Genomic DNA, 24,961 nt, shown 5'->3' with positions numbered 1-24,961 from the left:
ACCGAGGGTGGTCAGGCATGGGCGTGCAGGAACTTCTCAAGGGCATCCTCCCAGGGGGACGTGCCGTGGTGAACGATGTCGATGCTGCCCGGCTGTGGTCGTTCCGGCCACCTTGGTGGTTCCCAGTCCTGGTGTTCGCTTGTGTAGTGGCGGCCGGTGGGTGAGGTCCAGCCGGATGGTTCGTTCGTGGTGGCCGGGGTGGGTTTCCAGGCGGTGGTGTGCCGGAGCCTGTGGTGTTTCGGGCAGGGCTGTCCCAGGTTGCTGATGCCGGTGGTGCCGGCGTGGTGCCAGGCGAGGAGATGGTCGGCCTCCGTGTCCAGGGAGGTGTTGCTGCAGCCCGGGAACGGGCATTTCCCGTCCCGCATCCGCAGCCAGGCCCGCATGGCCCTGGGAACCCGGTAACTCTTCCGGCCGATCTCCAACGGCGCCCCGTCCCGCGGGTCCACCAACACCCGGTAGAACGAGCCCGCCCCGTCCGCGACCAGTCGCCGCGCCATCGACGCCGGCACCGGACCATACCCGTCCAGCATCGCCGGCTCATCGGTCAAACCCATCAGCGCGAACACCGGAACCGTAACCAGCACCTCGGCGCGGACCGATGGCGACTGGTGGCCAGTTCCCGATGCGGCGCTGGTCCCGCTGCCGCTGGTGCTGCCGAGGATGGCTGCGGCGAAACTGTCGGCCCGCAGCTGGGGCATGGTCCTGTCCTCGCCCGGCCCCTGCAAACCCCGTGCGGCAGCGGTGAGCCGGTTCCACCCAGACATGGCCTGGTCCGCGGGCAGGTACGCGCCCAGCCACGCCATCCCGTCCCGGTCCGCCCGGAACTCCACCCGCCGCTCCGCCACACCCCTCGCATGCCGCTTCTCGATCGATTCGGCGTGGTGGCGTTCCCGCCAGGTCCGGGCCTTGACCCGGAACCGGTGCGCCGGCAGCTCCCCAACCGGGCAGCCCCGGGCGGCGTCCTGTGCTTCAGGGTCCAGGAAATGCGCCTCCAACGCCGCCACCCCCGCCACATCAAGACCCGCCGTTTCGTCGCCCATCACCACCGCGTGCTGCCACGAGATCACCCCGGCCTGCAAAGCCTCCAAAGTCCGCGGCAAGCTGCTGGTCAGGGCATGGGACGTGGCCAGGAACGACGCCGCCGCCCGCGGACCCAACGCCAGCACGCACCCGATCTCCGCCGCGACCGCCATCTCCTGCGCCACCACCGGCACGTCCGGCCCCGCCACAGCATGCGCAGCCTCCGCGTACGCCACCGCAGCCTTCGCCTTCACCCCCGCAACCCGCGCCTCGACCTCCCGGGACTGGGCCAGAATATCCAGGCAGCCATCGGCCAGACCGGCCAGCGGATCAGAACCCGCATCAGCATCCGCGAACGCCTCCAGACCCGCCCCATCCACCTCAGCCTGAAGCACCGCAAGGGCAGCGCGAATCTCCTCGAACGCCCTCACCACCGCCGCCTTCCCCATAAACCCATCATGACAAGGGGGTCCGACATTCTGGCCGTGAAGAGTCAGGTCAATCCTGCAGCCTTCCCTCAAGCAACTCCTCGAGTCCCCGCTTGAAGCCGGACCGGCCGCCATGGGCAGGATGCCGGATCTTAGGGGCAGCCAGGCCGCTGCGCTGCAGGCTGTGCTGGGCCACATTTCCCACTGCCACGATGGAGCTGATCCCGAAGATCTCCGCGAGCTCCTGCCAGAAGGATATTCCGAGCTTGGTTTCCGAGGGTTTTGGTGTGCGGTTGGACAAGGGCTTGCCGGGCTGGTGGGGGTGCCAGGGGAAAGCACTCCAGAGCAGCGGTACGATGTCCACTTCTTCGAGGACTTGCCACAGCACCGTTGCAGTAGGTTCGGCGGCTATTCCCGCGGCGTCCGGCGGCAGCACATAGCCTTTGCCGGGGCCGAAGAGTCCAAACCTGTTGACGGGACCTTCGATGATGGTCCTGTTGGTGAAGGGCACGCCCGTGATCCGCATGCCCCTAAAGCCCGGGGCCTCACCCACCAGCAGTACCCTGGGCCGCCGGTCCAGCATTTCCTGCAGGTAGATCTCAAGGTTGCGCCGGCGCAGCTCATTCGCCGGGACGGAACGGTTGAAGAAGTTGTTGCAGGCCGGCCCGGCCTCGACGGCGGCCAGCCGCTCAACGAAGGCTTGAATTGCTGGCGCTGTCATCCGCCGGAGTGGTCCAGGACCGCCGCAACGCGTTCCGCTGCCGGTGCGTCCGCGCGGGACAGCCGGGCTTTCCGAAGGTTTTCGCGCACGATCCAGCGGACATCCTTGTCCTGGCTGGCTGCCCACCGCTCCAGCCGCGCGAAGCCCAGGGCAGGGGAAGCGGCCGCGGCAACGCTCCAGCAATAGCCGAGCCCCTGGCGCAGCACGCGGAATTGATCCAGCTTCCGCGATTCCGGGCCGGTTCCTTCGACCGACGCCGTGATCCGGTCGAGGGTTTCCACTGCCTTGGCTGCATCTTCCGGTACGCGGAGCAGCCGTGGTTCGCAGACCCCGGCTGCAAGGGCACGTTGGACCAGGGGCTTCCCGTCCACCCATTCCCTGGCCAACGCCCACAGTGCCCGCATGTCCGCGTCTCCCAGCCGCTGCAGGGCCATGGCAACACCTTCACGAACCCGCCAGCGCCCGTCCTCCGCCATGACCCTTAGTGTTTCCGCGGCGCGCTGGTCACCCGCGGCAAGCAGGCGGCCGAGGCCGACAGCAGCGCACATGGCAAGGTACTCGTCCGGACTGTCAACGAGCCGTCGGATGAGGCCGGGATCCGCCACGTCGGCGAACGCCGCAACCAGTTCAAGGTTGCCGCGCGGCCCCGGCAATCCTGACTCGGCGCGGAGGTACGCCTCCCATTGCGCCGACGGCAGCGCTTCCAGGACCGCCCGGTAGTCCGACGTCTTGGTCATCGTTCAACTCCCTGCCGCCCACAGGTGCTGCCTTACCAGCGGGGGTGGATGGCCTCACGGAAGTAGTGGTCGTAGATCCAGCGGACGCCGGCGTCGAACTCTTCGCTGATGCTGACCGTGGCCGCAGCGGCGTTCGCCCTGGCCTGATCCACGTTGCGCGCGCCGGGGATCACCGAGGTGACGCCGTCCTGCGCGGCAATCCAGGCAATGGCCGCCTGCGCGGTGGTGGCGCCCTCCGGCACCAGCTGTTCGAACTCCGCCACGGCCTTCAGGCCCAGTTCGTAGTCCACGCCGGAGAAAGTCTCGCCAACGTCGAACGCCTCGCCCTTGCGGTTGTAGTTCCGGTGGTCGTTCTCCGCGAAGGTGGTCTCTTTCGAGTACTTCCCGGACAGCAGGCCGGACGCCAGCGGCACGCGGGCGATGATGCCCACCCCCGCCGCTTTGGCGGCCGGAAGCACCTCGTCCAGCGGCTTGAGCCGGAAGGCGTTCAGGATGATCTGCACCGAGGCAGTTCCCTCGTGGCGGATGGCTTCGAGGGCCTCGTCCGTCCGCTCCACGCTGACGCCGTAGTTACGGATGGCGCCTTCGGCCACAAGGGTGTCCAGGGCGTCGTAGACCTCGTTGTTGCTGTAGACCGGGGTGGGCGGGCAGTGCAGCTGGACCAGGTCCAGGGTGTCCGTGCCCAGGTTTTTCCTTGAGCGGTCCACCCATTGGCGGAAATTGGCCAGCGTGTAGTTTTCCGGCCGCTGTTCCATCCGGCGGCCCATCTTGGTGGCCACCGTGACGCCGAGGCCCGGGTTGTCCGCCAGGAACTTCCCGATAGCCTGCTCACTCTTGCCGTCGCCATACACGTCTGCGGTGTCGAAGAGGGTGACCCCGGCCTCCACGGAGGCGGCGAGGATGGCCTGCGCCTGTGCCGGGTCCACGTTGCCCCAGTCCGCGCCGAGCTGCCAGGTGCCGAGCCCCACGATGGAGACGTTCCGTCCGGTCTTGCCTAAAATCCGCTGTTCCATCCCCTGACTATATGCAACGATGCAACCCGCAGTCAGGTTGCCCCGCTGCGAGCACCTTTTGGGCCTTCCGCACGCACGGTGCGGGCACGGCCCCGGGGTTATGATTGGGCGTGCTCGAGCTTGGGCATCAGCCCCGCCTCTTTCAGCCCCAGGTAGATGCGGTCCCGGGCAATTGGCAGCGACGCGAAGCGCACGCCCGTGGCGTTGCGGATGGCGTTGGCCAGCGCCGGCGCCACCGGGTTGAAGGGGCTTTCGCTCATCGATTTGGCCCCCAGCGGCCCCATCTTGTCGTTGGTGTCCGCGAAGTACACCTCGCTGCGCGGCACGTCCGCAAAAGTAGGGATGTGGTACTGCCGCAGGATGTCCGTGGTGACCTTCCCGGCGTCGTCCACCACCACCTCCTCGTAGAGCGTGGCGCCAAGGGCCTGGGCGATCCCACCTTCGATCTGGCCGCGGCACTGCCGCGGGTTGACCACCACGCCGGCGTCGGCCGCCTGCACGCTTTGCAGGATCTTCAGCTCGCCGGTGCCGCGGTTCACCGCCACCCGGAAGCCGTGCACATTGAATGCGACGGAGCGCGGAGTCCCGCCCCAGCGCCCCTCGGCGGCGAGTTCGACGCCGGCACTCTCCGCGGCCTGGGCCAGTTCAGACAGTGCCACGGGAGTCCCGTCGACCACCAGGACGTCGTCCTCAAGGACGCAGGCGGACGCCTGGGTCTGCCGGATGCCGGCGGCGAATGCACGGATCCGGACGGCCAGTTCCTCTGCTGCGGCGAGGGTGGCTTTGCCGGCCACTACGGTGCCGGCCGAGCCGAAGGCGCCGGTATCGTGCTCTACCAAGTCCGTGTCCGATTGCCGCACCGCCACCCTGGACGCTTCCGTGGAGAGGGCGGTAGCGGCAAGCTGGGCGTGCACCGTGGTGGTGCCGTTCCCGAACTCGGCGGTCCCGACGTCGGCCTGGTACGTTCCGTCCGGCAGGAGCCGGAGCCTTGAATGGGCAAAGTGGCCGCGCGGCGGCACGGTGTCGATCATGGACAGGGCCGTGCCTTCGCCCACCATCCAGTCAGGCCCCAGGTCCTCAAGGCCGGCCTGCCGGTAGCGTTCGCGGCCGCGGTCCAGGGCGTCCCTGACCAGGTCCAGGCATTGGTCCAGCCCGTAGCTGCCGTAATGGACGTCCTCTTCCGGGTCCGGCTGGGTGGACAGCATGTGGTCCCCTTCCCGGACCATGTTCCGGCGGCGGAACTCGAACGGGTCCATGCCGATCCCGGCGGCGAGCTCATCCATGGCGGACTCGACGGCGAAGATCATCTGGCTCAGCCCGTACCCGCGGAAAGCTCCGGACGGCACGGTGTTGGTGTACACAGAATGCGCGTCCACCTTCTTGTTCGCGCAGTTGTAGACCGCCAGCGATTCGCCGCAGCCGTGGAACATGACGCCGGGGCCGTGGTTTCCGTAGGCGCCGGTGTTGGTCACCACGTCCAGCTCCAGGGCCGTCAGCTTCCCGTCCTTGCTGGCTCCGGCCTTCAGCTTGATGGTGAAGGGGTGCCGGGTGGTGGTGGCGGTGAACTGTTCGGTGCGGGTCAGTTCCAGCTGGACGGGCCGCCCGAGCTTGAGGGCCGCGAGCGCCACGAGGTCCTCGGTGAGCACTTCCTGCTTGCCGCCGAACCCGCCGCCCACGCGGCCGGCCACCACATGCACCTTGTCCTCTTCCAGGCCGAAGATCCGGCACAGGGTGCGGCGGACCAGGAAGGGGACCTGGCTGGAGGTGCGCACCTGCAGCCGTCCTTCCGCGTCCACCGAGGCGATGGCAGCATGGGTTTCCAGTGCCACGTGCTGGACCCGCTGGGTTTGGTAGGTCTTCTCGTGGATGAAGTCGGCGGCGGCGAAACCGTCGGCCACGCTGCCCAGCTCCGAGTGGAGCTCCGCCACCACGTTCCGCTCAGGCCGGGCGATCCGGGAGCCTGCAGCATCCTTGCCACCGTGGACCAGCGGGGCGCCGGGCAGCAGTGCAACCTGCGGTGAGAGGACCGCCGGGAGTTCCTCATAGTCCACCCGGAGGGCACGGACGCCGGCCTCCGCGGCGCCCACCGATTCAGCCACGACGGCGGCCACCCGCTGCCCAATGAACCGGACCACGTCATCGAGCACCCGGGTGTCATCGGGATCGTCCGTGAACAGCTCGTGTTGTGCGGTGGAGAACAGCTGTTCCGGGGCGTCTTCGGAGGTGAAGACGGCTACCACGCCGGGAACCCTCAGCGCCGCAGCCTTGTCGATGGACACCACCCGCGCGTGGGCATGGGGCGAACGCAGGATCTTCAGGTGCAGCAGGCCCTGCAGCTGTTCCCTCAGCTGCTCCGGCGGCACGTCCAGGGTGTACCGGGCAGCGCCCGTGACCACCGCGCGGCTGGCCGGCGCCGGGACGTCATCGCCCAGCCGGCCCGGCTCCGGATCCGGCTGCCCGTCCCCTGCGATGCCGGAGCCCGGCCCCTGGGGATCCGGGTGCCCGGCGTCCCCGCAGACGGCATCCGCGATGGCACGGTAGCCGGTGCACCGGCAGAGGTTGCCTTTGAGGTTCCGGGGCAGGTTCTCCTTCTGTTCATCTGTGAAGGTGGCGGCCGTCATCACCATGCCGGCCGTGCAGAAGCCGCACTGGAAGCCCTGGCGCTCCAGGAACTGCTGCTGCACCGGGTGGAGCTGCCCGTCGGGGCCGCCGGCACCCGCGAGCCCCTCGATAGTGGTGACGGCATGGCCCTCCGCCCGGACAGCCGGGTAGATGCAGCTGTGGACCGGGGTGCCGTCCACGTGCACCGTGCAGGCACCGCAGTCGCCGCCGTCACAGCCTTTCTTTACCCCAAGGTTTCCCTGCTCCCGCAGGAACGTGCGCAGGCACTGCCCGGGACGGGGTGCCGCGTCCGCGGAAATTCCGTTGATCTCGATGGCCATGCTCAGGCCCCTTTCGAAAGAGTTGTGGGCCCGGGCCCCGGCATCCCGCCGGTCCGGGGCGGCCAGAAGTCCCCGGACACAGCCAGTCCCGGCGTTCCCTGCGGCGCTGCCAGCTCGCCGCGGATTTCCTCGGCCAGCCGGTACGTCATGTCGCGGCGCCAGGCGGGCAGCCCGTGGATGTCGTCGTGGTAGAGCTCCGCCGGAATATGGTCATCGAGTCCGGCCGCCAGCCGGTCCGCGTCCGGCAGCGCGTCGAAGCGCAGCTGCACGGGCCGCTTGGTGGCGGCGGTGACGGTCAGCACCAGGGAGGTGCCGCCGTCGAGCCTTCCAATGAGCAGCACGCCGGACCGGCCCAGGTTGCTCAGGGACAGGCGGCGGAACGCCACGCGGGCGAAAAGGGCCGACGCCGGGAGGTGGACGCTGCGGAGCAGCTCACCGGGTGCCAGGGCGTTTTTCGCGTCGCCGGTGATGAAGTCCGCCACCGGAAGGGTGCGGCTGCCGCCATTCGGTGCGATGAGGGTGGCTGTGCCGTCCAGTCCGGCGCACAGCGAAATGACGGGCCCGGCGGGCAGCGAGGTGCAGAGGTTGCCGCCCACGGTGGACATGTTCCACACCTTGAAGGAAGCCACGAAGGAGTCACAGCATGCCCGGACCAGGTCCAGCGCCCGCCAGCCGCGGTCCGACACATCCGGAAGCCCGGGAAGGCTGTACAGCCCGGCGATGGTGCAGGTGGCGGCAAGCTCGATCCCGTCGTCGGTGACGGTGATCGGCGTCCAGCCTGCGGCGCCGAGGTCCAGGAGCCGTTTGAGCGGCTGGGGCCCGAAGGCGTAGCTGCCGTAGGAGAAAAGGACCGTCCCGCCGGCAAGCCAGGCGTCGCCGTCGCGCCATTCCGCGGGGTCGGTGGTGCGGACCACCGCCTCAATGGTGTTCATGTCCATGCGATCTCCTGCTTGTCAGAGTCTGTAGGCGCCGGCGTGGGCGCGGGGTGGGGGTGGATGGTGCCGGAGGTTTCGCGCAGCGGCAGGCAACTGGCGGCGCGGTTGCGGGCTGCGATGATGTCCGCGGTGATGGACACCGCCACTTCGGCGGGGGTGGCGGCACCAAGATCCAGCCCGATGGGTGAGTGCAGCTGGGCGATCCGCTCCGGCGGGACACCCGCGCTGAGGAGTTCGCCCACCCGCTGGAGGTGGCTCCGGCGGGAGCCCATGGCGCCAACGTAGGCGAGGTCCAGGGCCAGCGCGGCTTCCAGCAACGGGATGTCGAACTTCGGATCATGGGTCAGGACGGCGGCCACGGTGCGGTGGTCCGTCCTGCCCGCAGCCGCTTCCGCCGCCAGGTACCGGTGCGGCCAGTCGGCCACCACCTGGTCGGCGGCGGCAAAACGGGGCTGCCTGGCGAAGGCGGGCCGGGCATCAACCAGGGTCACGTGGTAGCCCAGCAGCTTCGCAGCCGGTACCAGTGCCGCGCCGAAGTCGTTGGCGCCGAACACCAGCATCCGCGGCGGGGCCAGCCGCGACTCCACGAGGACGGCGGACCCGTCCATAGGCTGCCCTGTCCGGTCTGGCAGACAGTCCCCTGCCCCGGGAATACTGACTAGGCCGGTGCCACCGAGGCGCAGGATGGCCTCCACCTGCAGTGCCGCCTCCCCCTGGAGGAAGGACAGCTCCGGGGATGCGGCCACGCCGGCCGTGGCGGGGTGGTGCAGTACGACGGCGGCGCCTCCCGGGCTGCCCAGCAGCCGTACCAGGGCCATGGGTTGGTCCGGGCCGGGTTCGGCGAGTTGCAGCAGGGCAGTGCGCAGCGGATGGGCGGGTTCGCCCGGAACCGCGGCGGGCACCGGCTGGATGTGGATGTCCAGCCGTCCCCCGCAGGTGAGCCCGGCGGCGAAGGCGTCGGCGGCACTGAACCCGTAGGACTCAAGGCGCGGGCCGCCGTCGTCCATTGCCTCCTGGGCGAGCACCACCACGGCGCCTTCCACGCAGCCGCCGGAGAGGCTGCCCAGCACCTCGCCGGATTCGGTGACCAGCATGGATGTTCCCAGCGGCCGGGGCACGGAACCGGACGCCGCCACGATGGTGGCAACGGCGAACTGCCCGTCTGCAAGCCGGTGCAGCCACGGGCCCAGCGAAGGGATCAGGTCAAGCATGGCGGCACTCCTTCTTCCGCGCGGCGGTGGTGTCCATTGTCGGTCCTGGCAGGGGCCGGGCCAAGGGTTGGCCCGGCCCCCGGTGTGGCTGGCGCAAGCTCAGCCTCCGAGCAGGTGGTTGATCGGACCGCGGGCGAAGTACACCAGGAACCCGATGCTCACCACCCACATCAGCGGATGGATTTTCTTCGCCTTGCCTGACGCAGCCCCGATGACGGCCCAGCTCACGAAGCCAACACCGATGCCGTTGGCGATCGAGTAGGTCAGCGGCATGGTGACGATGGTCAGGAATGCCGGCAGGGCCACGGTGAACTTGGTGAACTTGATCTCCCGGATCTGCGCCATCATCATCGCCCCCACCACCACCAGGGCGGCGGCCGCGACCTCGAGCGGCACCACGCTGGTGAGCGGGGTGAGGAACATCGAGCCGAGGAACAGCACGCCGGTGACCACCGAGGCCAGGCCGGTCCGTGCCCCTTCGCCGATGCCGGCGGCGGAGTCGATGTACACGGTGTTGGAGGAACCGGAGGTTGCCCCGCCCGCCACGGCGCCGAAGCCTTCCACGATGAAGGCCGCTTTCAGCCGCGGGAACGTGCCGTCCTTGCGGGCGACGCCGGCGCTCCTGGCCAGGCCGGTCATGGTTCCCATGGCGTCGAAGAAGTTGGTGAACACCAGCGTGAACACCAGCATGGTGGCGGCCAGGCCGCCGATCCGGGCGAACGAGCCGAACAGGTCGAACTGCCCCACCAAACCGAGGTCCGGTGCCGAGACCAGCCGGCCGGACAGGACGGGGGTGTTCAGGTGCCAGCCGCCGGGGTTGGTGGCGCTGGCCGGGCCAAGCTTCAGGACGGCTTCCACGACGGCGGCCAGCACGGTGGTGCCGACGATGCCGATGAGCAGGCCGCCCTGGACCTTGCGCGCCACCAGGATCCCCATGGCAAGGAGGCCGATGACGAAGACGAGCGTGGGTACCGAGGTGATGGAGCCGCCGTCGCCCAGTTGGACCGGCGGACCGCCTGCCGTGGGCCGGACGAAGCCGGAGTCCACGAAGCCGATGAAGGCGATGAACAGGCCGATGCCCACGGTGATGGCGGCCTTCAGTTCCTTGGGCACTGCCCGGAAGATGGCGGTCCGGGCGCCGGTGACGCCGAAGAGGACGATCAGGATGCCGTTGATCACCACCAGGCCCATGGCCTCGGGCCAGGTGACTTCCTGGATCACCGAGACCGCCAGGAAGGAGTTGATGCCCAGGCCGGCGGCAAGTCCGAAGGGCAGGTTGGCGATGAGGCCAAAGAGGATGGTCATGACGCCGGCGGTGAGGCCGGTGACGGCACCCACCTGGGCTGCGGATAGCCAGCCCCCGGCGACGTCGGTGGGGGCGTTGTCCGCGCTGAACCCGCCGAGGATGAGGGGGTTCAGGATGACGATGTACGCCATGGTGAAGAAGGTGACCAGGCCCCCGCGGAATTCGCGGGCAAGGGTTGAGCCGCGCCGGGTGACCTGGAAGAAGCGGTCCAGGAAGGATTCCGGGGCCGGCGGCAGCGGGACGTGCGGTCCCTGTGCCGAAGTGCGCGGCGCCCGCCGGGAGGTGCTGGTGGTTGGAGCCGGATGCTCCTCGTGGGAATGGTCCAGGATGGTCATCCCAGCCGCCTAGTAGTCGATCCTGGATTCGAGCGTGTTCCAGGTGTTGAACGGCTCCAGTGGTGCCGGGGCCTGGGGATCGCCCAGCTCCAGTTTGGATACCGGCATCAGGGAGTCCCTGTCCTGGTTTTCGAAGTATTCGTAGAAGACGGCGTCGTCAAAGCCGACGGAGGCGGCGTCGTGGCGGTCCGCGGCGTAGACCACGCGGCCCACCCGGGCCCAAAGTGCGGACGCCAGGCACATGGGGCATGGCTCGCAGCTGGTGTACAGGACTGCGCCGCTGAGGTCGAAGGTGCCCAGTTCGCGGCAGGCGGTGCGGATGGCGGTGACTTCGGCGTGGGCGGTGGGATCGTTGTCCGCTGTGACACGGTTGACGCCGTCGAACGTTTGGCCGTCCGCCGTGACGATCATGGCGCCGAACGGGCCTCCGCTGTTAAGGACGTTGGCCGTTGCCAGCCGGATGGAGCGGGCCAGAAATTGTTCGGCCGTGACGGTGGTACTCATGATGCGACTTCCTTTTGCCGGGAAGCCTGATGCCGTGCAGTACCAGTAGAACCAGGTGCGAACGGTTACCAGGCTTCAGCATGTGCTGTGAAGGTTAAGTTGCGCCTGGTAGATAGCTTCCCCGAGGAGGGGCGCCCGCCTTTGGCAGAATCGAGATTAGCACCGCTTTGTGGGCTGCGCCATAGTTTTCTGGAAATTTAATTTCGCAATGTGAAATCCATGTTTCGACGCCTTCACGTCGGATGCCGCCACGCAGTCACAATCACTTCCATTGACGCAGGTGGAGGCGTTTTCCTAGTCTGATCCCACCCGTCCTGCCCGCAGGTGGCGGGCACCTGGATCAGCAGACAGGGCCTCACTGAGCTGGAACAACTGCCACTGCGCCCAGAACAGGACATCCCATGCCCCAGCCCCATCCAGCGCCCGCCTCCCGCCTGTGGATCCGGAGCCCCCTGGCCGCCTTCACCGCCAACACTCTTGACGCCTCGGGTGGCGTGGTGGTCAACGGCGGAGTGATTGAAGAAGTCCTGGCAGCGGGGCAGAAGCCGGCCGCGCCCTGCACCGAAACGTTCGACGCCGGCAGCCACGTCCTGCTGCCGGGCCTGGTCAACACGCACCACCACTTCTACCAAACCCTCACCCGGGCCTGGGGTCCGGCGGCCAACGCCCCGCTGTTCCCGTGGCTGCAGAACCTTTATCCGGTGTGGGCCCGGCTGACGCCGAAAGACCTGGAACTGGCCACCACGGTGGCCCTTGCCGAACTGCTGCTCTCGGGCTGCACCACCGCTGCCGACCACCACTACCTTTTTCCCGCGGGCCTTGAGGACGCCATTGACATTGAAGTGGAGGCGGTGCGCCGGCTGGGCATGCGGGCCACCCTCACCCGCGGGTCCATGACGCTGGGAACGGACGACGGCGGCCTGCCGCCGCAGTCCACCGTGCAGGCCCCGGAAGTGGTGCTGGCGGACAGCGAGCGCCTGGTGGGCCGGTACCACGAGCGCGGCGATGACGCGGTGATCCAGATTGCGCTGGCGCCGTGCTCCCCGTTCTCGGTAACCAAGGAGATCATGGCCGAAAGCGCGGCCCTCGCCGGGCGGCTGGACGTCCGGCTGCACACCCACCTGGCAGAAACCCTCGACGAGGAGGACTTCTGCCGGGAGATGTTCGGGCTGCGGACGGTGGACTACCTGGACAGCGTCGGCTGGTTGACGGACCGCACCTGGCTGGGCCACGGCATCCATTTCAGCGACGCGGAGATCGCCCGGCTGGGTGCCGCGGGGACCGCGGTGGCGCATTGCCCCACCTCCAATATGCGTCTGGCGTCAGGCACCGCCCGGGTCCTGGAACTGGAAGACGCCGGGGTTCCGGTGGGGCTGGGCGTTGACGGTTCGGCATCCAATGACGCCTCCAACATGATCCTGGAAGCGCGGCAGGCCCTCTACCTCCAGCGGCTGCGGTACGGGGCCGACGTACCGGTGGAACGGGCCCTGGGCTGGGCCACCCGCGGATCCGCCGCGGTCCTGGGCAGAACCGGACTGGGCCAGCTGGCACCCGGGATGCAGGCGGACCTGGCACTCTTCCGGCTCGACGACCTGCGTTTCTCCGGCAGCCACGATCCCGTGGCCGCCCTCCTCCTGTGCGCCGCGGACCGGGCGGACCGGGTGATGGTCGGCGGGCAGTGGCGTGTGGTGGACGGCCAGGTTCCGGGATTGGACGTGGCGGGGCTCATCGCGGAGCACTCCGCCGCGGCACGACGCCTGATAAACGGCTGACAGGGATACTGGCCGCTGCTACCGTGGCGGCATGACTCCGTCAAAGACGCCGGCCGAAGTCCTGGATATCGAGGGTGTTGAGGTCCGGATCTCCAGCCCGGACAAGGTGGTATTCCCCCAGCCGGGGCTGACCAAGCTTGACCTCGTGCGCTATTACCTGGCTGTGGCGGACGGAGCGCTGCGGGGTGCGGGAGGGCGGCCGATGGTGCTCAAGCGGTTTCCCAAGGGGATCGACGCGGAGCCGTTCTTCCAGAAGCGCGTCCCGGAAAACCACCCGCCCTTTATTGACACCACCACGCTGCATTACGCGTCCGGGACCTCGGCGGAGGAGGCAGTGATCCGCGATGCGGCCGGCCTGGCCTGGGTGATCAACCTCGGCTGCCTTGACCTGAACCCGCACCCGGTCCGGGCAGAGGACCTGGAACACCCGGACGAACTCCGCGTGGACCTGGACCCCATGCCGGGAGTGGACTGGCCGCAGATCGTGGACGTGGCCTACGTGGCGCAGGAGGTCCTGGCGGACGTGGGCCTGGAGGGGTGGCCGAAGACCAGCGGTTCGCGGGGGCTGCACATCCTGGTGCGCATTGCCCCGGAGTGGTCCTACCGCGATGTCCGGCTCGCTGCGGAAACCCTGGCCCGGGAGGTGGAAAACCGCGCTCCCGGACTCGCCACGGCACGGTGGTGGAAGGAGGAGCGCGGCGAGAGCGTGTTCGTGGACTTCAACCAGAACGCCAAGGACCGCACCGTGGCCTCCGCCTATTCAGTCAGGCCGCTGCCCGATGCCCGGGTCTCGGCGCCGCTTACCTGGGAAGAGGTGCGCACCGCCAGGCCGGAACAGTTCACGGTGCCCACCGTCCTGGAGCGGTTCGCCGAGATCGGCGATCCGCATGCGGGTATTGACGGCGCGGTGGGCAGGCTCGATGGCCTCCTGGCCCTTGCCGAAAAACTGGGTCCCGCAGAGAAGGCACCGCGCGGCGGCAACGGATCCGGACGCCGGCAGTCGGTGATGCCGCTCATCGAAGTGGCCCGGACCAGGACCAAGCCCGAGGCGCTCGCCGCGCTCGATGAATGGAGGTCCCGGCACGCCGGAGTCGTGGCGGCCCTTCAGCCCGCCGATGTCCTTGTGGACGGGATGCGTGGATCCAGCTCGCTCTGGTACCGGGTGCGGGTAAACCTGCAGCATGTACCCGAGGCGGACCGCCCGCCCCAGGAGGAGCTCGTCGCGGACTACGACCCCTGGGCGGGCAAGCAGTGGCCCGGAGGCCCCGGCTCCTGACGCCCGGCCAAGGGTCAGCGGCGGCCGGGGTCAGCGGCGCCCGAACACCGGAAGGGCGCGGAGCCAGCGTGAAAAGCCTCCGGACCGCCGCTCGTGGTCGGCCGGAATGTAGAAGTCGGGATCACTGGCTCCGAAGGGCAGGTACAACTCCTGGCCCGGCGCCGGGAATTCCACAACCTGGTTCTGTTCCTGGGGGTTCATCTGCTCCTCCTGTTCCTATAGCGTTTCCGTATCTCGGAATTTATTTATTGCTATATGAAAAGTGTAGGTAGTGGAGCAGCTTGACGTCAACGGTTCCGTCAATGGTGCTCCGGGGCCGGCTGGGCATACGGCAGTCATAAAATGATTTTTGGCCTTGTGATGTACACCACCGGTTTGCGGAGGTACGCTGTTAGGCAACTCGTGGCGCACGTCACGTAACCTGGGAGCAGCAGGCAGGGTCGTAATGAGCTGGCATCAACGGATGCCGGCTCTTTTTTGTTGGGTCGGCTCCATCGGAAACGCGCATGAAATGCGCGCTTAATTTCAGTGATGGAACCTAGGTTCCACTTACCGGAAGTTGGGAAAAGACCATGAGCAGCAAGATCATCCTCGGCGAAAACCAGTACGGCAAGGCAGAAGTGCGCGTCGTCAAGATCACCCGCGACACCAACCGCCACGAGATCGAGGACCTGAACGTCACCTCGCAGCTGCGGGGCGACTTTGCCGCGGCCCACCTTGAGGGCGACAACGCCCACGTGGTGGCCACGGACACCCAGAAAAACACCATCTACGCTTTCGCCCGTGAGGGCATCGGCTCGCCGGAAGCGTTCCTGCTGCGCCTCGGCGAGCACTTCACGTCCAGCTTCGACTGGGTCACCGGGGGCCGCTGGGAAGCCGAGTCCTACGCATGGAACCGGATCCAGGCCCACGGCAGCGAACACGACCACTCGTTCGTCCGCAACGGCCAGGAAGTCCGGACCGCCGTCCTGGTCCGTGACGGGGCCACCAGCCACCTGATTTCCGGGCTGAAGGACCTCACCGTCCTCAAGTCCACCCAGTCCGGCTTTGTCGGCTACCCCCGGGACCGCTACACCACGCTTCCCGAGACCACCGACCGCATCCTTGCAACGGACGTTTCGGCCCGCTGGCGCTTCAAGACCGGCACCGATTTCAGCGCGCTGGACTTCAACAAGAGCTACGACGACGTCAAGGGCCTCCTGCTCGAAGGCTTCACGGAAAAGTACTCCCATGCACTGCAGCAGACCCTGTTCGACATGGGCGCCAAGGTCCTGGAGGCGCACAGCGAAATCGACGAGATCAAGTTCTCCATGCCCAACAAGCACCACTTCCTGGTGGACCTTTCCCCATTCGGCCTGGACAACCCCAATGAGGTCTTCTACGCGGCCGACCGCCCGTACGGCCTGATCGAGGCCACCGTCCAGCGCGAGGACGCTGCGGCGGCCCCGGCCGCCTGGTCGGGTATCGCCGGCTTCTGCTAAAGCACGACAACAGGTTTCGACGGGCCCAACCACCATTGGCGGCTGGGCCCGTCGAGGCCACCCCACAGCTTCACCTGTTAGCCAGACAACGTTAGCCAGACGATGACGTCTGCCATGAACCAAGAAAGTCTGCCATGAACACCAAGAAGAAACTGGCCACTGCAGCCGCCGAAAAAGGCGCACGGCCCGCCCGCCCCGAGGACCAGCTCCTCCCGATCGGAAGCATGTTTGCCTACGGCTTCCAGCACGTCCTCACAATGTACGGCGGCATCATTGCCCCACCCCTGATCATCGGCGCGGCCGCAGGCATGAACTCCCAGGACATTGGCCTGCTCATTGCGGCCTGCCTTTTCGTTGGCGGCCTGGCCACCATCCTGCAGACGGTCGGCGTCCCCTTCTTCGGTTCGCAGCTGCCGCTGGTCCAAGGCGTCTCCTTCGCAGGGGTCTCCACGATGGTGGCTATCGTCCACGGCGGCGGGGGCATCCAGGCCGTCTTCGGTTCGGTCATCGCGGCCTCCCTGATCGGACTGCTGATCACCCCCCTGTTCTCGAAGATCATCCGGTTCTTCCCGCCGGTGGTCACCGGCACGGTGATCACCACCATCGGCCTGACGCTGATGCCGGTTGCCGCAAACTGGGCCATGGGCGGCAACAACAAGGCGCCCAACTACGGCAGCGTTGCGAACATCGGCCTGGCAGCAGCCACCATGGGCATCGTCCTGCTGTTGAGCAAGGTGGGCAGCGCCGCCATCTCCCGGCTGTCCATCCTGCTGGCCATGGTCCTGGGCACGCTGATTGCCGTCGCGTTCGGCATGGCCGACTTCTCCAAGGTGGGCCAGGGCGGGATCGTCGCCTTCCCCACCCCCTTCGCGTTCGGACCGCCCACGTTTGAACTCGCCGCCATCATCTCCATGCTGATCGTCATCCTGGTCACCCTCACCGAGACCTCCGCAGACATCATTGCCGTGGGCGAGATCGTTGGAACCAAGGTGGACTCCAAGCGGATCGGCAACGGCCTGCGGGCGGACATGCTGTCCAGCGCCGTCTCCCCGCTGTTCAACTCCTTCACCCAGAGCGCCTTCGCGCAGAACGTAGGCTTGGTGGCCATCACCGGCGTCAAGAGCCGGTTCGTGGTCAGCGCCGGCGGCGTGATCCTGGTGGTCCTTGGCCTGCTGCCGGTCCTTGGCCGGGTGGTGGCCGCGGTGCCCACCCCCGTCCTGGGCGGTGCCGGCGTCGTGCTCTTCGGCACAGTTGCGGCCAGCGGCATCCGGACATTGTCCAAGGTGGACTACAAGAACAACATGAACCTGATCGTGGTGGCCGCCTCCATCGGCTTCGGCATGATCCCCATCGCCGCCCCGGCCTTCTACGACCAGTTCCCGTCCTGGTTCGGCACCATCTTCCACTCCGGCATCAGCTCGGCCGCCGTGATGGCCATCCTGCTGAACCTGCTGTTCAACCACCTCCGGGCCGGAAATTCGGACAACCAGTCCGTTTTCGTGGCCGGCACGGAGCGGCTGGTGCGCTCGGAGGACCTCCGGTGCCTGGCCGAAGGCGACCGCTTCGAGAACGGCAAGCTCATCGACTGCGACGGTAAGGAAGTCCCCATCCAGTCAGCCGGCAAGGCAACAGAGCACTGACCTTCCACGCAAACGACGACGGCGGCCCGCTCCGGAAAGGAGGGGCCGCCGTCGCGCGTGGTTGGCACCGCCCGCGCAGGGCAGGTGCGTCAGGTGCGGTTGAGCTCGCGGGAGATGGCCTCGGCCGCTTCGCGGAGGACCGGCACGGCCTTGTCGGCGAAGTCCTCGTCCACCCGGGATACGGGACCGGATACGGAAATCGCCGTGGGGGTGGGCGCGTTGGGCACTGCCATGGCGAAGCAGCGGACACCCAGTTCCTGCTCTTCCTCGTCAATGGAGTATCCCCGCTCGCGGATGAGCTTAAGGTCCGCCAGGAGTTCGTCCACGTCTCCGATGCTCTTGGCGGTAGGGGTGGGCATCCCGGCCCTGGCCACGATGCCGCGGACCGTGTCGTCGTCGAGTTGGGCCAGGATGGCCTTGCCCACGCCGGTGGCATGGGTATGGGCGCGCCGGCCCACTTCGGTGAACATGCGCATGGAATGCAGCGACGGCACCTGGGCCACGTAGATCACCATGTCCGAGTCCAGCACAGCCATGTTGGAGGTCTCCCCCAGCCGGTCCACCAGGATCTTCAGCTGCGGCTGGGCCAGGGCACCCAGCTGTTTGTTGGCACCCTCCCCCAGCCTGATGAGCCGGGGACCAAGGGCGTAGCGCCGGTTGGGCAGCTGGCGGATGTAGCCCAGCGACACCAGCGTCCTCAGCAGGCGGTGGATGGTGGGCAGCGGCAGGTCCGTGGAGGACGACAGCTCGCTGAGCGTGACGTCGCCGCCGGCATCGGTGATGAGTTCCAGCAGTTCGAAAACGCGCTCCACCGACTGCACCCCACCAGAGGCTTTTTCTGCCATTCCGTTGTCTCCTACGGCTCGGAATCCGACAACTCTTATCCGCATCGTGAAAAGAGTTGCTTAGAACACCCAAGATACAGCACGCGGGTTTCCACGGCGACGTTGGCCTCCGGTCGCAATCGGAGGGGTTGTGTTTCCATAAAGTAGATAATAATATCCATAATACGAAAACATTCGGATCCGAGCAGCAGCCGGCCCAAGGCCCAACAGGAGGACATTCAATGGCGAACCCCAGCCCCGGAAATTCGATCACCCTGCGCGTGGAAGCACCGTCAAGCTTCAGCGCCACCAGCGAACTCGCCGCAGCCGTGGGAGCCGCAGGCGCAGCAATCACCGCCCTGGACGTCAGCGAATCCCACCACGAGACCCTGGTGGTGGACGTCACCTGCAACACCACCGACGACGCCCACGCCGCCCGCGTCAAGGACGCCCTGGACGCGCTCGACGGCGTCACGGTCCAGCACGTCTCGGACCGCACGTTCCTGATGCACCTGGGCGGCAAGCTCGAGGTCGTCCCGAAGGTAGCCCTGCGCAACCGGGACGACCTCTCCCGCGCCTACACGCCCGGCGTCGCCCGCGTTTGCCTGGCAATTGCCGAGGATCCCGCGGCAGCCCGCAACCTGACGGTCAAGCGCAACACCATCGCCGTCCTCACCGACGGTTCTGCCGTCCTGGGCCTGGGCAACATCGGCCCCGCCGCAGCCCTCCCCGTAATGGAGGGCAAGGCTGCCCTGTTCAAGCAGTTCGCCAACGTGGACGCGTGGCCGGTCTGCCTGGACACCCAGGACACCGAAGAAATCATCATGATCGCCAAGGCCATGGCCCCCGTCTACGGCGGCATCAACCTTGAGGACATCGCCGCCCCGCGCTGCTTCGAGATCGAGAACCGGCTCCGCGAGGAGCTGGACATCCCCGTGTTCCACGATGACCAGCACGGCACCGCCATCGTCACGCTCGCAGCCCTGGTCAACGCCCTGCGCGTAGTGGACAAGAAGCTGGAGGACGTCAAGATCGTGGTCTCCGGCGTCGGCGCCGCCGGCTCCGCCATCATCCAGCTCCTCAAAGCCCAGGGTGCGCGGCACATCATCGCCGCCGGCCGCTCCGGTGCCATCCACTCCGGCGAGACCTACGGGGATGAGCACCGCAGCTGGATCGCCGCGAACACCAACGGGGAAGGCTTTGCCGGTAGCCTGCACCAGGCCCTCGTGGGCGCGGACGTCTTCATCGGCGTCAGTGCACCGCACGTGATCGGCGAGGAGCAGGTGGCAGCCATGGCGGAGAACGCCATCGTGTTCGCCATGGCCAACCCCACGCCCGAGATCGATCCCGTCATCGCGTCCCGGCACGCCGCCGTGGTGGCCACCGGGCGCAGCGACTTCCCCAACCAGATCAACAACGTGCTGGCATTCCCCGGCTTCTTCCGCGGCCTGCTGGACGCCGGAGCCTCGGACATCACACCGGACATGCTGGTGGCCGCCGCGGAGGCCATTGCCAACCGCGTGGCTGACGATGAGCTGAATGCCAGCTACATTATCCCCAGCGTCTTCGATCCCCATGTGGCTGCCGACGTTGCCGCAGCGGTGGCCGCGGCCGCCCGGTCCGCACACGTTGCAACGGCTGAACCGGCCGATTCCGCCTTGGAACCAGCAGCAGCACTGGCTTCCGCCTGACCGCCCGACGTCCAGCCAAAGGAAAGGACCAGAAATGGCCATCACCGTCACAGATCCCCGGCCCATCGCACGCGCAGAGGAGATCCTCACGCCCAAGGCACTAGCCTTCGTGGAGGAACTTCACAACAGGTTCGCCGGCACCCGCAACGAGCTGCTGGCGGCCCGCGCCGTCAAGCGGCAGCGGGTGGCAGAAACCGGCAAGCTGGATTTCCTCCCGGAAACCAAGGACGTGCGCGACGGCGACTGGAAGGTTGCGCCCGCACCGGCAGCCCTGCAGGACCGCCGGGTTGAGATGACCGGGCCCGCCTCGCCGGCGAAGATGGCCATCAACGCCCTGAACTCCGGCGCCAAGGTGTGGCTGGCGGACCTCGAGGACGCCAGCACACCCACCTGGGCCAACGTCATCGACGCCATCCTGAACCTCCGGGACGCCGCCCAGGGCACCCTCAGCTACACCTCGGAGGAAGGCAAGGAGTACCGCCTCCGCACCGACGCGCCGCTCGCCGTGGTGGTGGCCCGCCCCCGCGGCTGGCACATGCAGGAGAAGCACCTGCTGGTCAACGGCGAGCCGGCCGTGGGTGCGCTGGTGGACTTCGGCCTGCACTTCTTCCACATCGCCAAGCAGCTGGTGCTCAACGGCCAGGGGCCGTACTACTACCTGCCCAAGATGGAGAGCCACCTTGAAGCCCGGCTGTGGAACGACGTGTTCGTCTTCGCGCAGGACTTCCTGGGACTGCACCAGGGCACCATCCGCGCCACCGTGCTGATCGAGACCATCCCGGCCGCCTTCGAGATGGACGAGATCCTGCACGAACTGCGGGACCACGCCTCCGGCCTGAACGCCGGCCGCTGGGACTACCTGTTCAGCATCATCAAGTACTTCCGGGACGCCGGCGAGGAATTCGTCCTCCCGGACCGCGCGTCCGTGGTAATGACCGCGCCCTTCATGCGTGCCTACACCGAACTCCTGGTCAAGACCTGCCACAAGCGCGGCGCCTTCGCCATGGGCGGCATGGCCGCGGTGATCCCCAACCGGCGCCACCCGGAAGTCACCGAGGCTGCCTTCGAAAAGGTGCGGGCGGACAAGACCCGCGAGGCAAACGACGGCTTCGACGGCTCCTGGGTGGCCCACCCGGACCTGGTCCCCACCTGCCGCGAAGTCTTCGACTCGGTGCTGGGTGACAAGCCCAACCAGGTGGACAAGCAGCGCCCGGACGTCTCGGTCACGGCGGAACAGCTGCTGGACGTTTCCTCCGCCGACGGCCAGGTCACCGAGGCCGGCCTGCGCCTGAACCTCTACGTGGCTGTCGCCTACACGGCCGTCTGGCTGTCTGGAAACGGTGCCGTGGCCATCCACAACCTGATGGAGGACGCCGCCACCGCGGAAATCTCCCGCTCACAGGTATGGCAGCAGATCCGCAACAAGTCCGTCCTGGCCGACACCGGCAACACCGTGACCAGGGAACTGGTGGAGCGGATCCTCGCCGAGGAGACGGAACGGCTCCGCACGGAGTTCGGCGATGAAGCGTTCCGCCGCTACTACCAGCCGGCCAGCGAACTGATCGCGGACATCTGCCTCTCCGACGAGTACACGGACTTCCTCACCACGCCGGCCTACGAACTGGTGGGCTGAGGCATGGCCGCAGCATCCAGGCCCTCGCTGTCCGCAGGGGACCTCGCGCACATCGACGGGCAGCTGGCCGCCACCGACCGGCTGCTGGAGCGCAACTACCCGGGCGACGACGGCTCCCGCCAGCCCGTGCATACGGCCTACGTGCCCGCGGACCGGTTCACGCCGTCGTTCGCTGCCGACTGGGGCGCCCAGGCGCTGGCTGTGGCCAACGCCCACGGCGGCCTGGAAGCACTGGGCCGGCTCCTGGGCCAGGAAGGCAGCCTCGCCGAAGCAGTCGCCGGGCGCGTGGAAGCGAAGCTCACCAGCGAACCTATCGAGGACCTGCGCCTCGATTTTGAGGACGGCTTCGGGGACCGGGGCGACGACGCCGAGGACGCCGCCGCGGTTGCCGCGGCGTCCGCGGTGGCCGCCGCCGTCTCGGCCGGGTCCGCTCCCCCGTTCATCGGCATCCGCTTCAAGTGCTTCGAGGCGGCCACCCGTGCGCGGGGGCTGCGCACCCTGGACTTGTTTGTCTCCGGCCTCGCCGCCGCCGGCGAACTGCCGGAGGGCCTGGTCCTGACCCTGCCCAAGGTCACCACCGTGGCCCAGGCCCAGGCAATGGACTACGCGGTGTCGCGGCTGGAGGAAGTCCACTCGCTGCCCGCCGGACGGCTCCGTTTCGAGGTCCAGGTGGAGACGCCACAGCTGATCCTCGGCCCCGACGGCACCTCCCCGGTGGCGCAGCTGCCGCATGCCGTGCCGGGCCGGATCAGCGGGCTGCACTACGGCACCTACGACTACTCGGCGTCGCTGCAGATCTCTGCCGAGTACCAGTCCATGGAGCACCCGGTGGCCGACTTCGCCAAGGAGGTCATGCAGCTGGCCGTCGCCGGCACCGGCATCAGGCTCTCCGACGGGTCCACCAACATCATCCCGGTGGGCGACAACGTGGAGAACGCCTGGCAGCTGCACGGGCGCCTGGTCCGCCGGTCGCTGGAACGCGGCTACTACCAGGGCTGGGACCTGCATCCGGCCCAGCTTCCCAGCCGGTTTGCCGCCACCTATGCGTTCTACCGCGAGGGCCTGCCGGCCGCCGCCGCCCGCCTGCGGAACTATGTGGAGCGGACCGAAGGCGGCGTCATGGACGAGCCCGCCACCGCACGGGCCCTGGCCGCCTTCGTGCTCCGCGGCGTCCAGTGCGGCGCAGTCGGTGCGGATGAAGTCCAGGCGCTTGCCGGCGTCGGGATTCCGCAGCTCACCGCGCTGGCGCACCCGCGGCTCGCCACCACGTCAAACTCCTAAGAAAAGGACCTTCGTTCATGGGCAAGTACTACTACCCGCAAGGCGGCCTGCCGCCGCAGACCCACCTCACCACCGAGCGCGCCATCGTCACCGAGGCTTACACGGTCATCCCCAAGGGCGTGCTGACGGACATCGTCACGTCCAACCTGCCCGGCTTCTCGAAGACCCGCTCCTGGATCATTGCCCGCCCCATCTCCGGTTTCGCCACCACGTTCTCGCAGCTGATCGTGGAAATCGCTCCCGGCGGCGGGGCGCCGAAGGCGGAGTTCGAGGAAGGCGTTGAGGGCGTCGTCTTCGTCACCAAGGGCACGGTCAACCTGACCCTCGACGGCGAGCTGCACCAGCTGGAGGAGGGCGGCTACGCCTACCTGGCGGCCGGCGCGCAGTGGGGGCTGGAGAACATCTCCGACGACATCGTGTCCTTCCACTGGATCCGCAAGGCCTACGAGCGCCTGGAAGGCTATGAGGCCAAGTCCTTCGTCACCAACGAAAAGGACGTGGCGCCCACGTCCATGCCGGACACCAACGACGTCTGGAAGACCACCCGCTTCACGGACTCCAGCGACCTCGCCCATGACATGCAGGTCAACATCGTGACCTTCCAGCCGGGCGGCGTGATCCCGTTCCCGGAAACCCATGTCATGGAGCACGGCCTGTACGTCCTGGAGGGCAAGGCCATGTACCTGCTGAACAACGACTGGGTGGAGGTGGAGGCCGGCGACTTCATGTGGCTGCGTGCCTTCTGCCCGCAGGCCTGCTACGCCGGCGGCCCGGGTGAGTTCCGCTACCTGCTCTACAAGGACATGAACCGCCAGGTGAAGCTCACCTAGGAGTTTTCCGGCCTGTCCGGACAGGAGCAGGGGCGGTTACGGATTTCCGTAACCGCCCCTGCTTGTGTGTACAGACACCCGGGCATCAGGCGCCGGGGTTGAGGACCACCTTGATGCAGCCGTCTTCCTTCTTCTGGAACTTTTCGTACAGGGCGGACGCACCCTCCAGGCTGGAGCGGTGGGTGACCAGGTCCATGACGCCCAGCGGATCGGCGTCGTCCTCCACCAGCGGGATGAGCTGGTCCGTCCAGTTGCGGACATTGCACTGGCCCATGCGCAGCTGGAGCTGCTTGTCGAACATGGTCATCAGTGGCATGGGGCTGGCTTCGCCGCCGTAGACGCCGCTCAGCGACAGGGTGCCGCCGCGGCGGACCGCGTCGATTGCGGTATGCAGCACGGCCAGCTTGTCCACGCCGGCAGTCTCCATCGCTTTCTGTGCGAGCTTGTCCGGCAGGAGGCCAAGGGCCTGGTGGGCGAAGCCGGCCACCGGGGAACCGTGCGCCTCCATACCGACGGCGTCCACGATGCCGTTCGGGCCCCTGCCGTCTGTTATCTCCCGCAGTTCGTCGGCGACGCCTTTGCTGTAGTCAAGGGTTTCCACGCCGTGGCGGGCGGCCATTTCACGCCGCTCCGGGACCGGGTCCACACCAATGACCCGGTAACCGCGGTGGATCCCGATCCGGGTGGCGAACTGGCCCACGGGCCCCAGCCCGAAAACCGTCAAGGTGCCACCGGGCTGGACATTGGCGTACTCCACGCCCTGCCACGCCGTGGGCAGGATATCGGAAAGGAACAGGTAGCGTTCATCCGAAAGCTCGCTGCCCACCTTGATGGGGCCATAATCCGCGTGCGGGACGCGAAGGAATTCCGCCTGCCCGCCGGGTACGGATCCATACAGCTCGGAGAAACCGAACAGTGCCGCGCCGGAACCCTTCTCCTGAACCTGTGTGGTTTCGCACTGCGACTGCAGGCCCTGGCTGCACATGAAGCAGGAACCGCAGGAGATGTTGAAGGGAATCACCACGCGGTCGCCCTTGCGGAGGTTGGTGACGCCGCTTCCCACTTCTTCCACGATGCCCATCGGCTCGTGGCCGATGACGTCGCCCTTGTGCATGTATGGCCCCAGGACTTCGTAGAGGTGCAGGTCCGAGCCGCAGATGGCTGTGGAGGTGATCCGGACGATCGCATCCGTCGGTTCCTGGATGACGGGATCGGGTACTTCTTCAACGCTTACCGACCGTTTTCCTTGCCACGTCAGTGCTTTCACAGTCTCCCTTTCACTCTGTCCTGCCTCCGGGCTCTCTCCGGGGGCGTGCGAAGGGCGCCTGCAGGCACCCTTTCTTCGACGCTATCTGTTTTAGGGAAAAAAAGTAAGCATGCT

Annotated in this window: 20 protein-coding genes; 8 read left to right on the top strand and 12 right to left on the bottom strand. The window is 67.5% G+C overall.

Annotation, left to right across the window (positions count from 1 at the left end; translation table 11 throughout):
- Window positions 1-11: 11 nt before the first annotated feature.
- The 9 genes from AC6JAM_RS12025 to AC6JAM_RS11985 form a co-directional block, all read right to left on the bottom strand.
- Window positions 12-1,469: an HNH endonuclease signature motif containing protein gene (locus tag AC6JAM_RS12025; protein ID WP_497934742.1), complete on the bottom strand. Its 1,458-nt coding sequence runs from the start codon at window positions 1,467-1,469 to the stop codon at window positions 12-14.
- A gap of 49 nt (window positions 1,470-1,518) precedes the next feature.
- Entirely contained in the window at window positions 1,519-2,169 is a 651-nt protein-coding gene (locus AC6JAM_RS12020; RefSeq protein WP_497934741.1) for a uracil-DNA glycosylase, read from the bottom strand.
- Window positions 2,166-2,906 carry a HEAT repeat domain-containing protein gene (locus tag AC6JAM_RS12015; RefSeq protein ID WP_056391387.1) on the bottom strand — a complete coding sequence of 247 codons (741 nt, stop codon included), beginning with the start codon at window positions 2,904-2,906 and terminating at the stop codon, window positions 2,166-2,168. The genes AC6JAM_RS12020 and AC6JAM_RS12015 overlap by 4 nt, the downstream gene beginning before the upstream one ends.
- 32 nt (window positions 2,907-2,938) lie before the next feature.
- Entirely contained in the window at window positions 2,939-3,919 is a 981-nt protein-coding gene (locus AC6JAM_RS12010; protein WP_497934739.1) for an aldo/keto reductase, read from the bottom strand.
- Window positions 3,920-4,017: 98 nt separating this feature from the next.
- Window positions 4,018-6,861, bottom strand: coding sequence for a molybdopterin-dependent oxidoreductase (locus AC6JAM_RS12005; RefSeq protein WP_497934738.1), 2,844 nt, complete (start codon window positions 6,859-6,861; stop codon window positions 4,018-4,020).
- Between the two features lie 2 nt (window positions 6,862-6,863).
- A complete protein-coding gene (locus AC6JAM_RS12000) occupies window positions 6,864-7,799 on the bottom strand; it encodes an FAD binding domain-containing protein (protein WP_497934737.1) in 936 nt (311 codons plus the stop codon).
- Window positions 7,790-9,007, bottom strand: a complete 1,218-nt coding sequence (locus AC6JAM_RS11995) for an XdhC family protein (protein ID WP_497934736.1) — start codon at window positions 9,005-9,007, stop codon at window positions 7,790-7,792. Before AC6JAM_RS11995 ends, AC6JAM_RS12000 begins: the two co-directional genes overlap by 10 nt.
- A 99-nt stretch (window positions 9,008-9,106) precedes the next feature.
- Window positions 9,107-10,648 carry an NCS2 family permease gene (locus AC6JAM_RS11990; protein ID WP_497934735.1) on the bottom strand — a complete coding sequence of 514 codons (1,542 nt, stop codon included), beginning with the start codon at window positions 10,646-10,648 and terminating at the stop codon, window positions 9,107-9,109.
- 9 nt (window positions 10,649-10,657) lie between these two features.
- Window positions 10,658-11,152: a nucleoside deaminase gene (locus AC6JAM_RS11985; protein WP_018769702.1), complete on the bottom strand. Its 495-nt coding sequence runs from the start codon at window positions 11,150-11,152 to the stop codon at window positions 10,658-10,660.
- Between the two features lie 401 nt (window positions 11,153-11,553).
- Here AC6JAM_RS11985 and AC6JAM_RS11980 point away from each other — a divergent pair, with 401 nt between their 5' ends.
- Window positions 11,554-12,924, top strand: a complete 1,371-nt coding sequence (locus tag AC6JAM_RS11980) for an 8-oxoguanine deaminase (RefSeq protein ID WP_497934734.1) — start codon at window positions 11,554-11,556, stop codon at window positions 12,922-12,924.
- Window positions 12,925-12,955: 31 nt separating this feature from the next.
- Window positions 12,956-14,200, top strand: a complete 1,245-nt coding sequence (gene ligD, locus AC6JAM_RS11975) for a non-homologous end-joining DNA ligase (RefSeq protein ID WP_018769700.1) — start codon at window positions 12,956-12,958, stop codon at window positions 14,198-14,200.
- 30 nt (window positions 14,201-14,230) lie between these two features.
- Here ligD and AC6JAM_RS11970 read toward each other — a convergent pair whose 3' ends face one another.
- The gene (locus AC6JAM_RS11970) at window positions 14,231-14,401 is read right to left on the bottom strand and encodes a hypothetical protein (protein WP_018769699.1); all 171 of its coding nucleotides are present in this window, start codon (window positions 14,399-14,401) and stop codon (window positions 14,231-14,233) included.
- 371 nt (window positions 14,402-14,772) lie between these two features.
- Here AC6JAM_RS11970 and pucL point away from each other — a divergent pair, with 371 nt between their 5' ends.
- On the top strand, window positions 14,773-15,681 hold the full coding sequence (gene pucL / locus AC6JAM_RS11965; protein WP_018769698.1) for a factor-independent urate hydroxylase: 909 nt from the start codon (window positions 14,773-14,775) through the stop codon (window positions 15,679-15,681).
- Window positions 15,682-15,815: 134 nt separating this feature from the next.
- The gene (locus tag AC6JAM_RS11960) at window positions 15,816-17,321 is read left to right on the top strand and encodes a nucleobase:cation symporter-2 family protein (protein ID WP_134165443.1); all 1,506 of its coding nucleotides are present in this window, start codon (window positions 15,816-15,818) and stop codon (window positions 17,319-17,321) included.
- Window positions 17,322-17,410: 89 nt separating this feature from the next.
- Here the strand turns inward: AC6JAM_RS11960 and AC6JAM_RS11955 are convergent, their stop codons facing one another.
- Window positions 17,411-18,166, bottom strand: a complete 756-nt coding sequence (locus AC6JAM_RS11955; protein WP_018769696.1) for an IclR family transcriptional regulator — start codon at window positions 18,164-18,166, stop codon at window positions 17,411-17,413.
- A gap of 221 nt (window positions 18,167-18,387) precedes the next feature.
- On the opposite strand from AC6JAM_RS11955, the gene AC6JAM_RS11950 reads away from it, so the two are divergent.
- From AC6JAM_RS11950 to AC6JAM_RS11935, 4 genes are read left to right on the top strand one after another with little or no spacing between them, the layout of a single operon-like run.
- Complete coding sequence (locus tag AC6JAM_RS11950; RefSeq protein WP_056391405.1) at window positions 18,388-19,836, top strand: NAD-dependent malic enzyme; 1,449 nt, start codon at window positions 18,388-18,390, stop codon at window positions 19,834-19,836.
- Between the two features lie 34 nt (window positions 19,837-19,870).
- The gene (gene aceB / locus AC6JAM_RS11945; protein WP_134165445.1) at window positions 19,871-21,469 is read left to right on the top strand and encodes a malate synthase A; all 1,599 of its coding nucleotides are present in this window, start codon (window positions 19,871-19,873) and stop codon (window positions 21,467-21,469) included.
- Between the two features lie 3 nt (window positions 21,470-21,472).
- Complete coding sequence (locus AC6JAM_RS11940; RefSeq protein ID WP_497934729.1) at window positions 21,473-22,750, top strand: DUF6986 family protein; 1,278 nt, start codon at window positions 21,473-21,475, stop codon at window positions 22,748-22,750.
- Between the two features lie 17 nt (window positions 22,751-22,767).
- Window positions 22,768-23,580, top strand: a complete 813-nt coding sequence (locus tag AC6JAM_RS11935) for a bifunctional allantoicase/(S)-ureidoglycine aminohydrolase (RefSeq protein WP_018770567.1) — start codon at window positions 22,768-22,770, stop codon at window positions 23,578-23,580.
- Window positions 23,581-23,665: 85 nt separating this feature from the next.
- Here AC6JAM_RS11935 and AC6JAM_RS11930 read toward each other — a convergent pair whose 3' ends face one another.
- Window positions 23,666-24,847 (bottom strand): zinc-dependent alcohol dehydrogenase, encoded by a 1,182-nt coding sequence (locus AC6JAM_RS11930; protein WP_223992665.1) that lies wholly within the window; start codon window positions 24,845-24,847, stop codon window positions 23,666-23,668.
- Window positions 24,848-24,961 lie beyond the last annotated feature (114 nt).

It is taken from the genome of Arthrobacter sp. GmRoot5-12 (genome assembly GCF_059739365.1).
The sequence above is the reverse complement of the archived record's forward strand: the minus strand, read 5'-3'. Positions and strand labels throughout refer to the sequence as shown.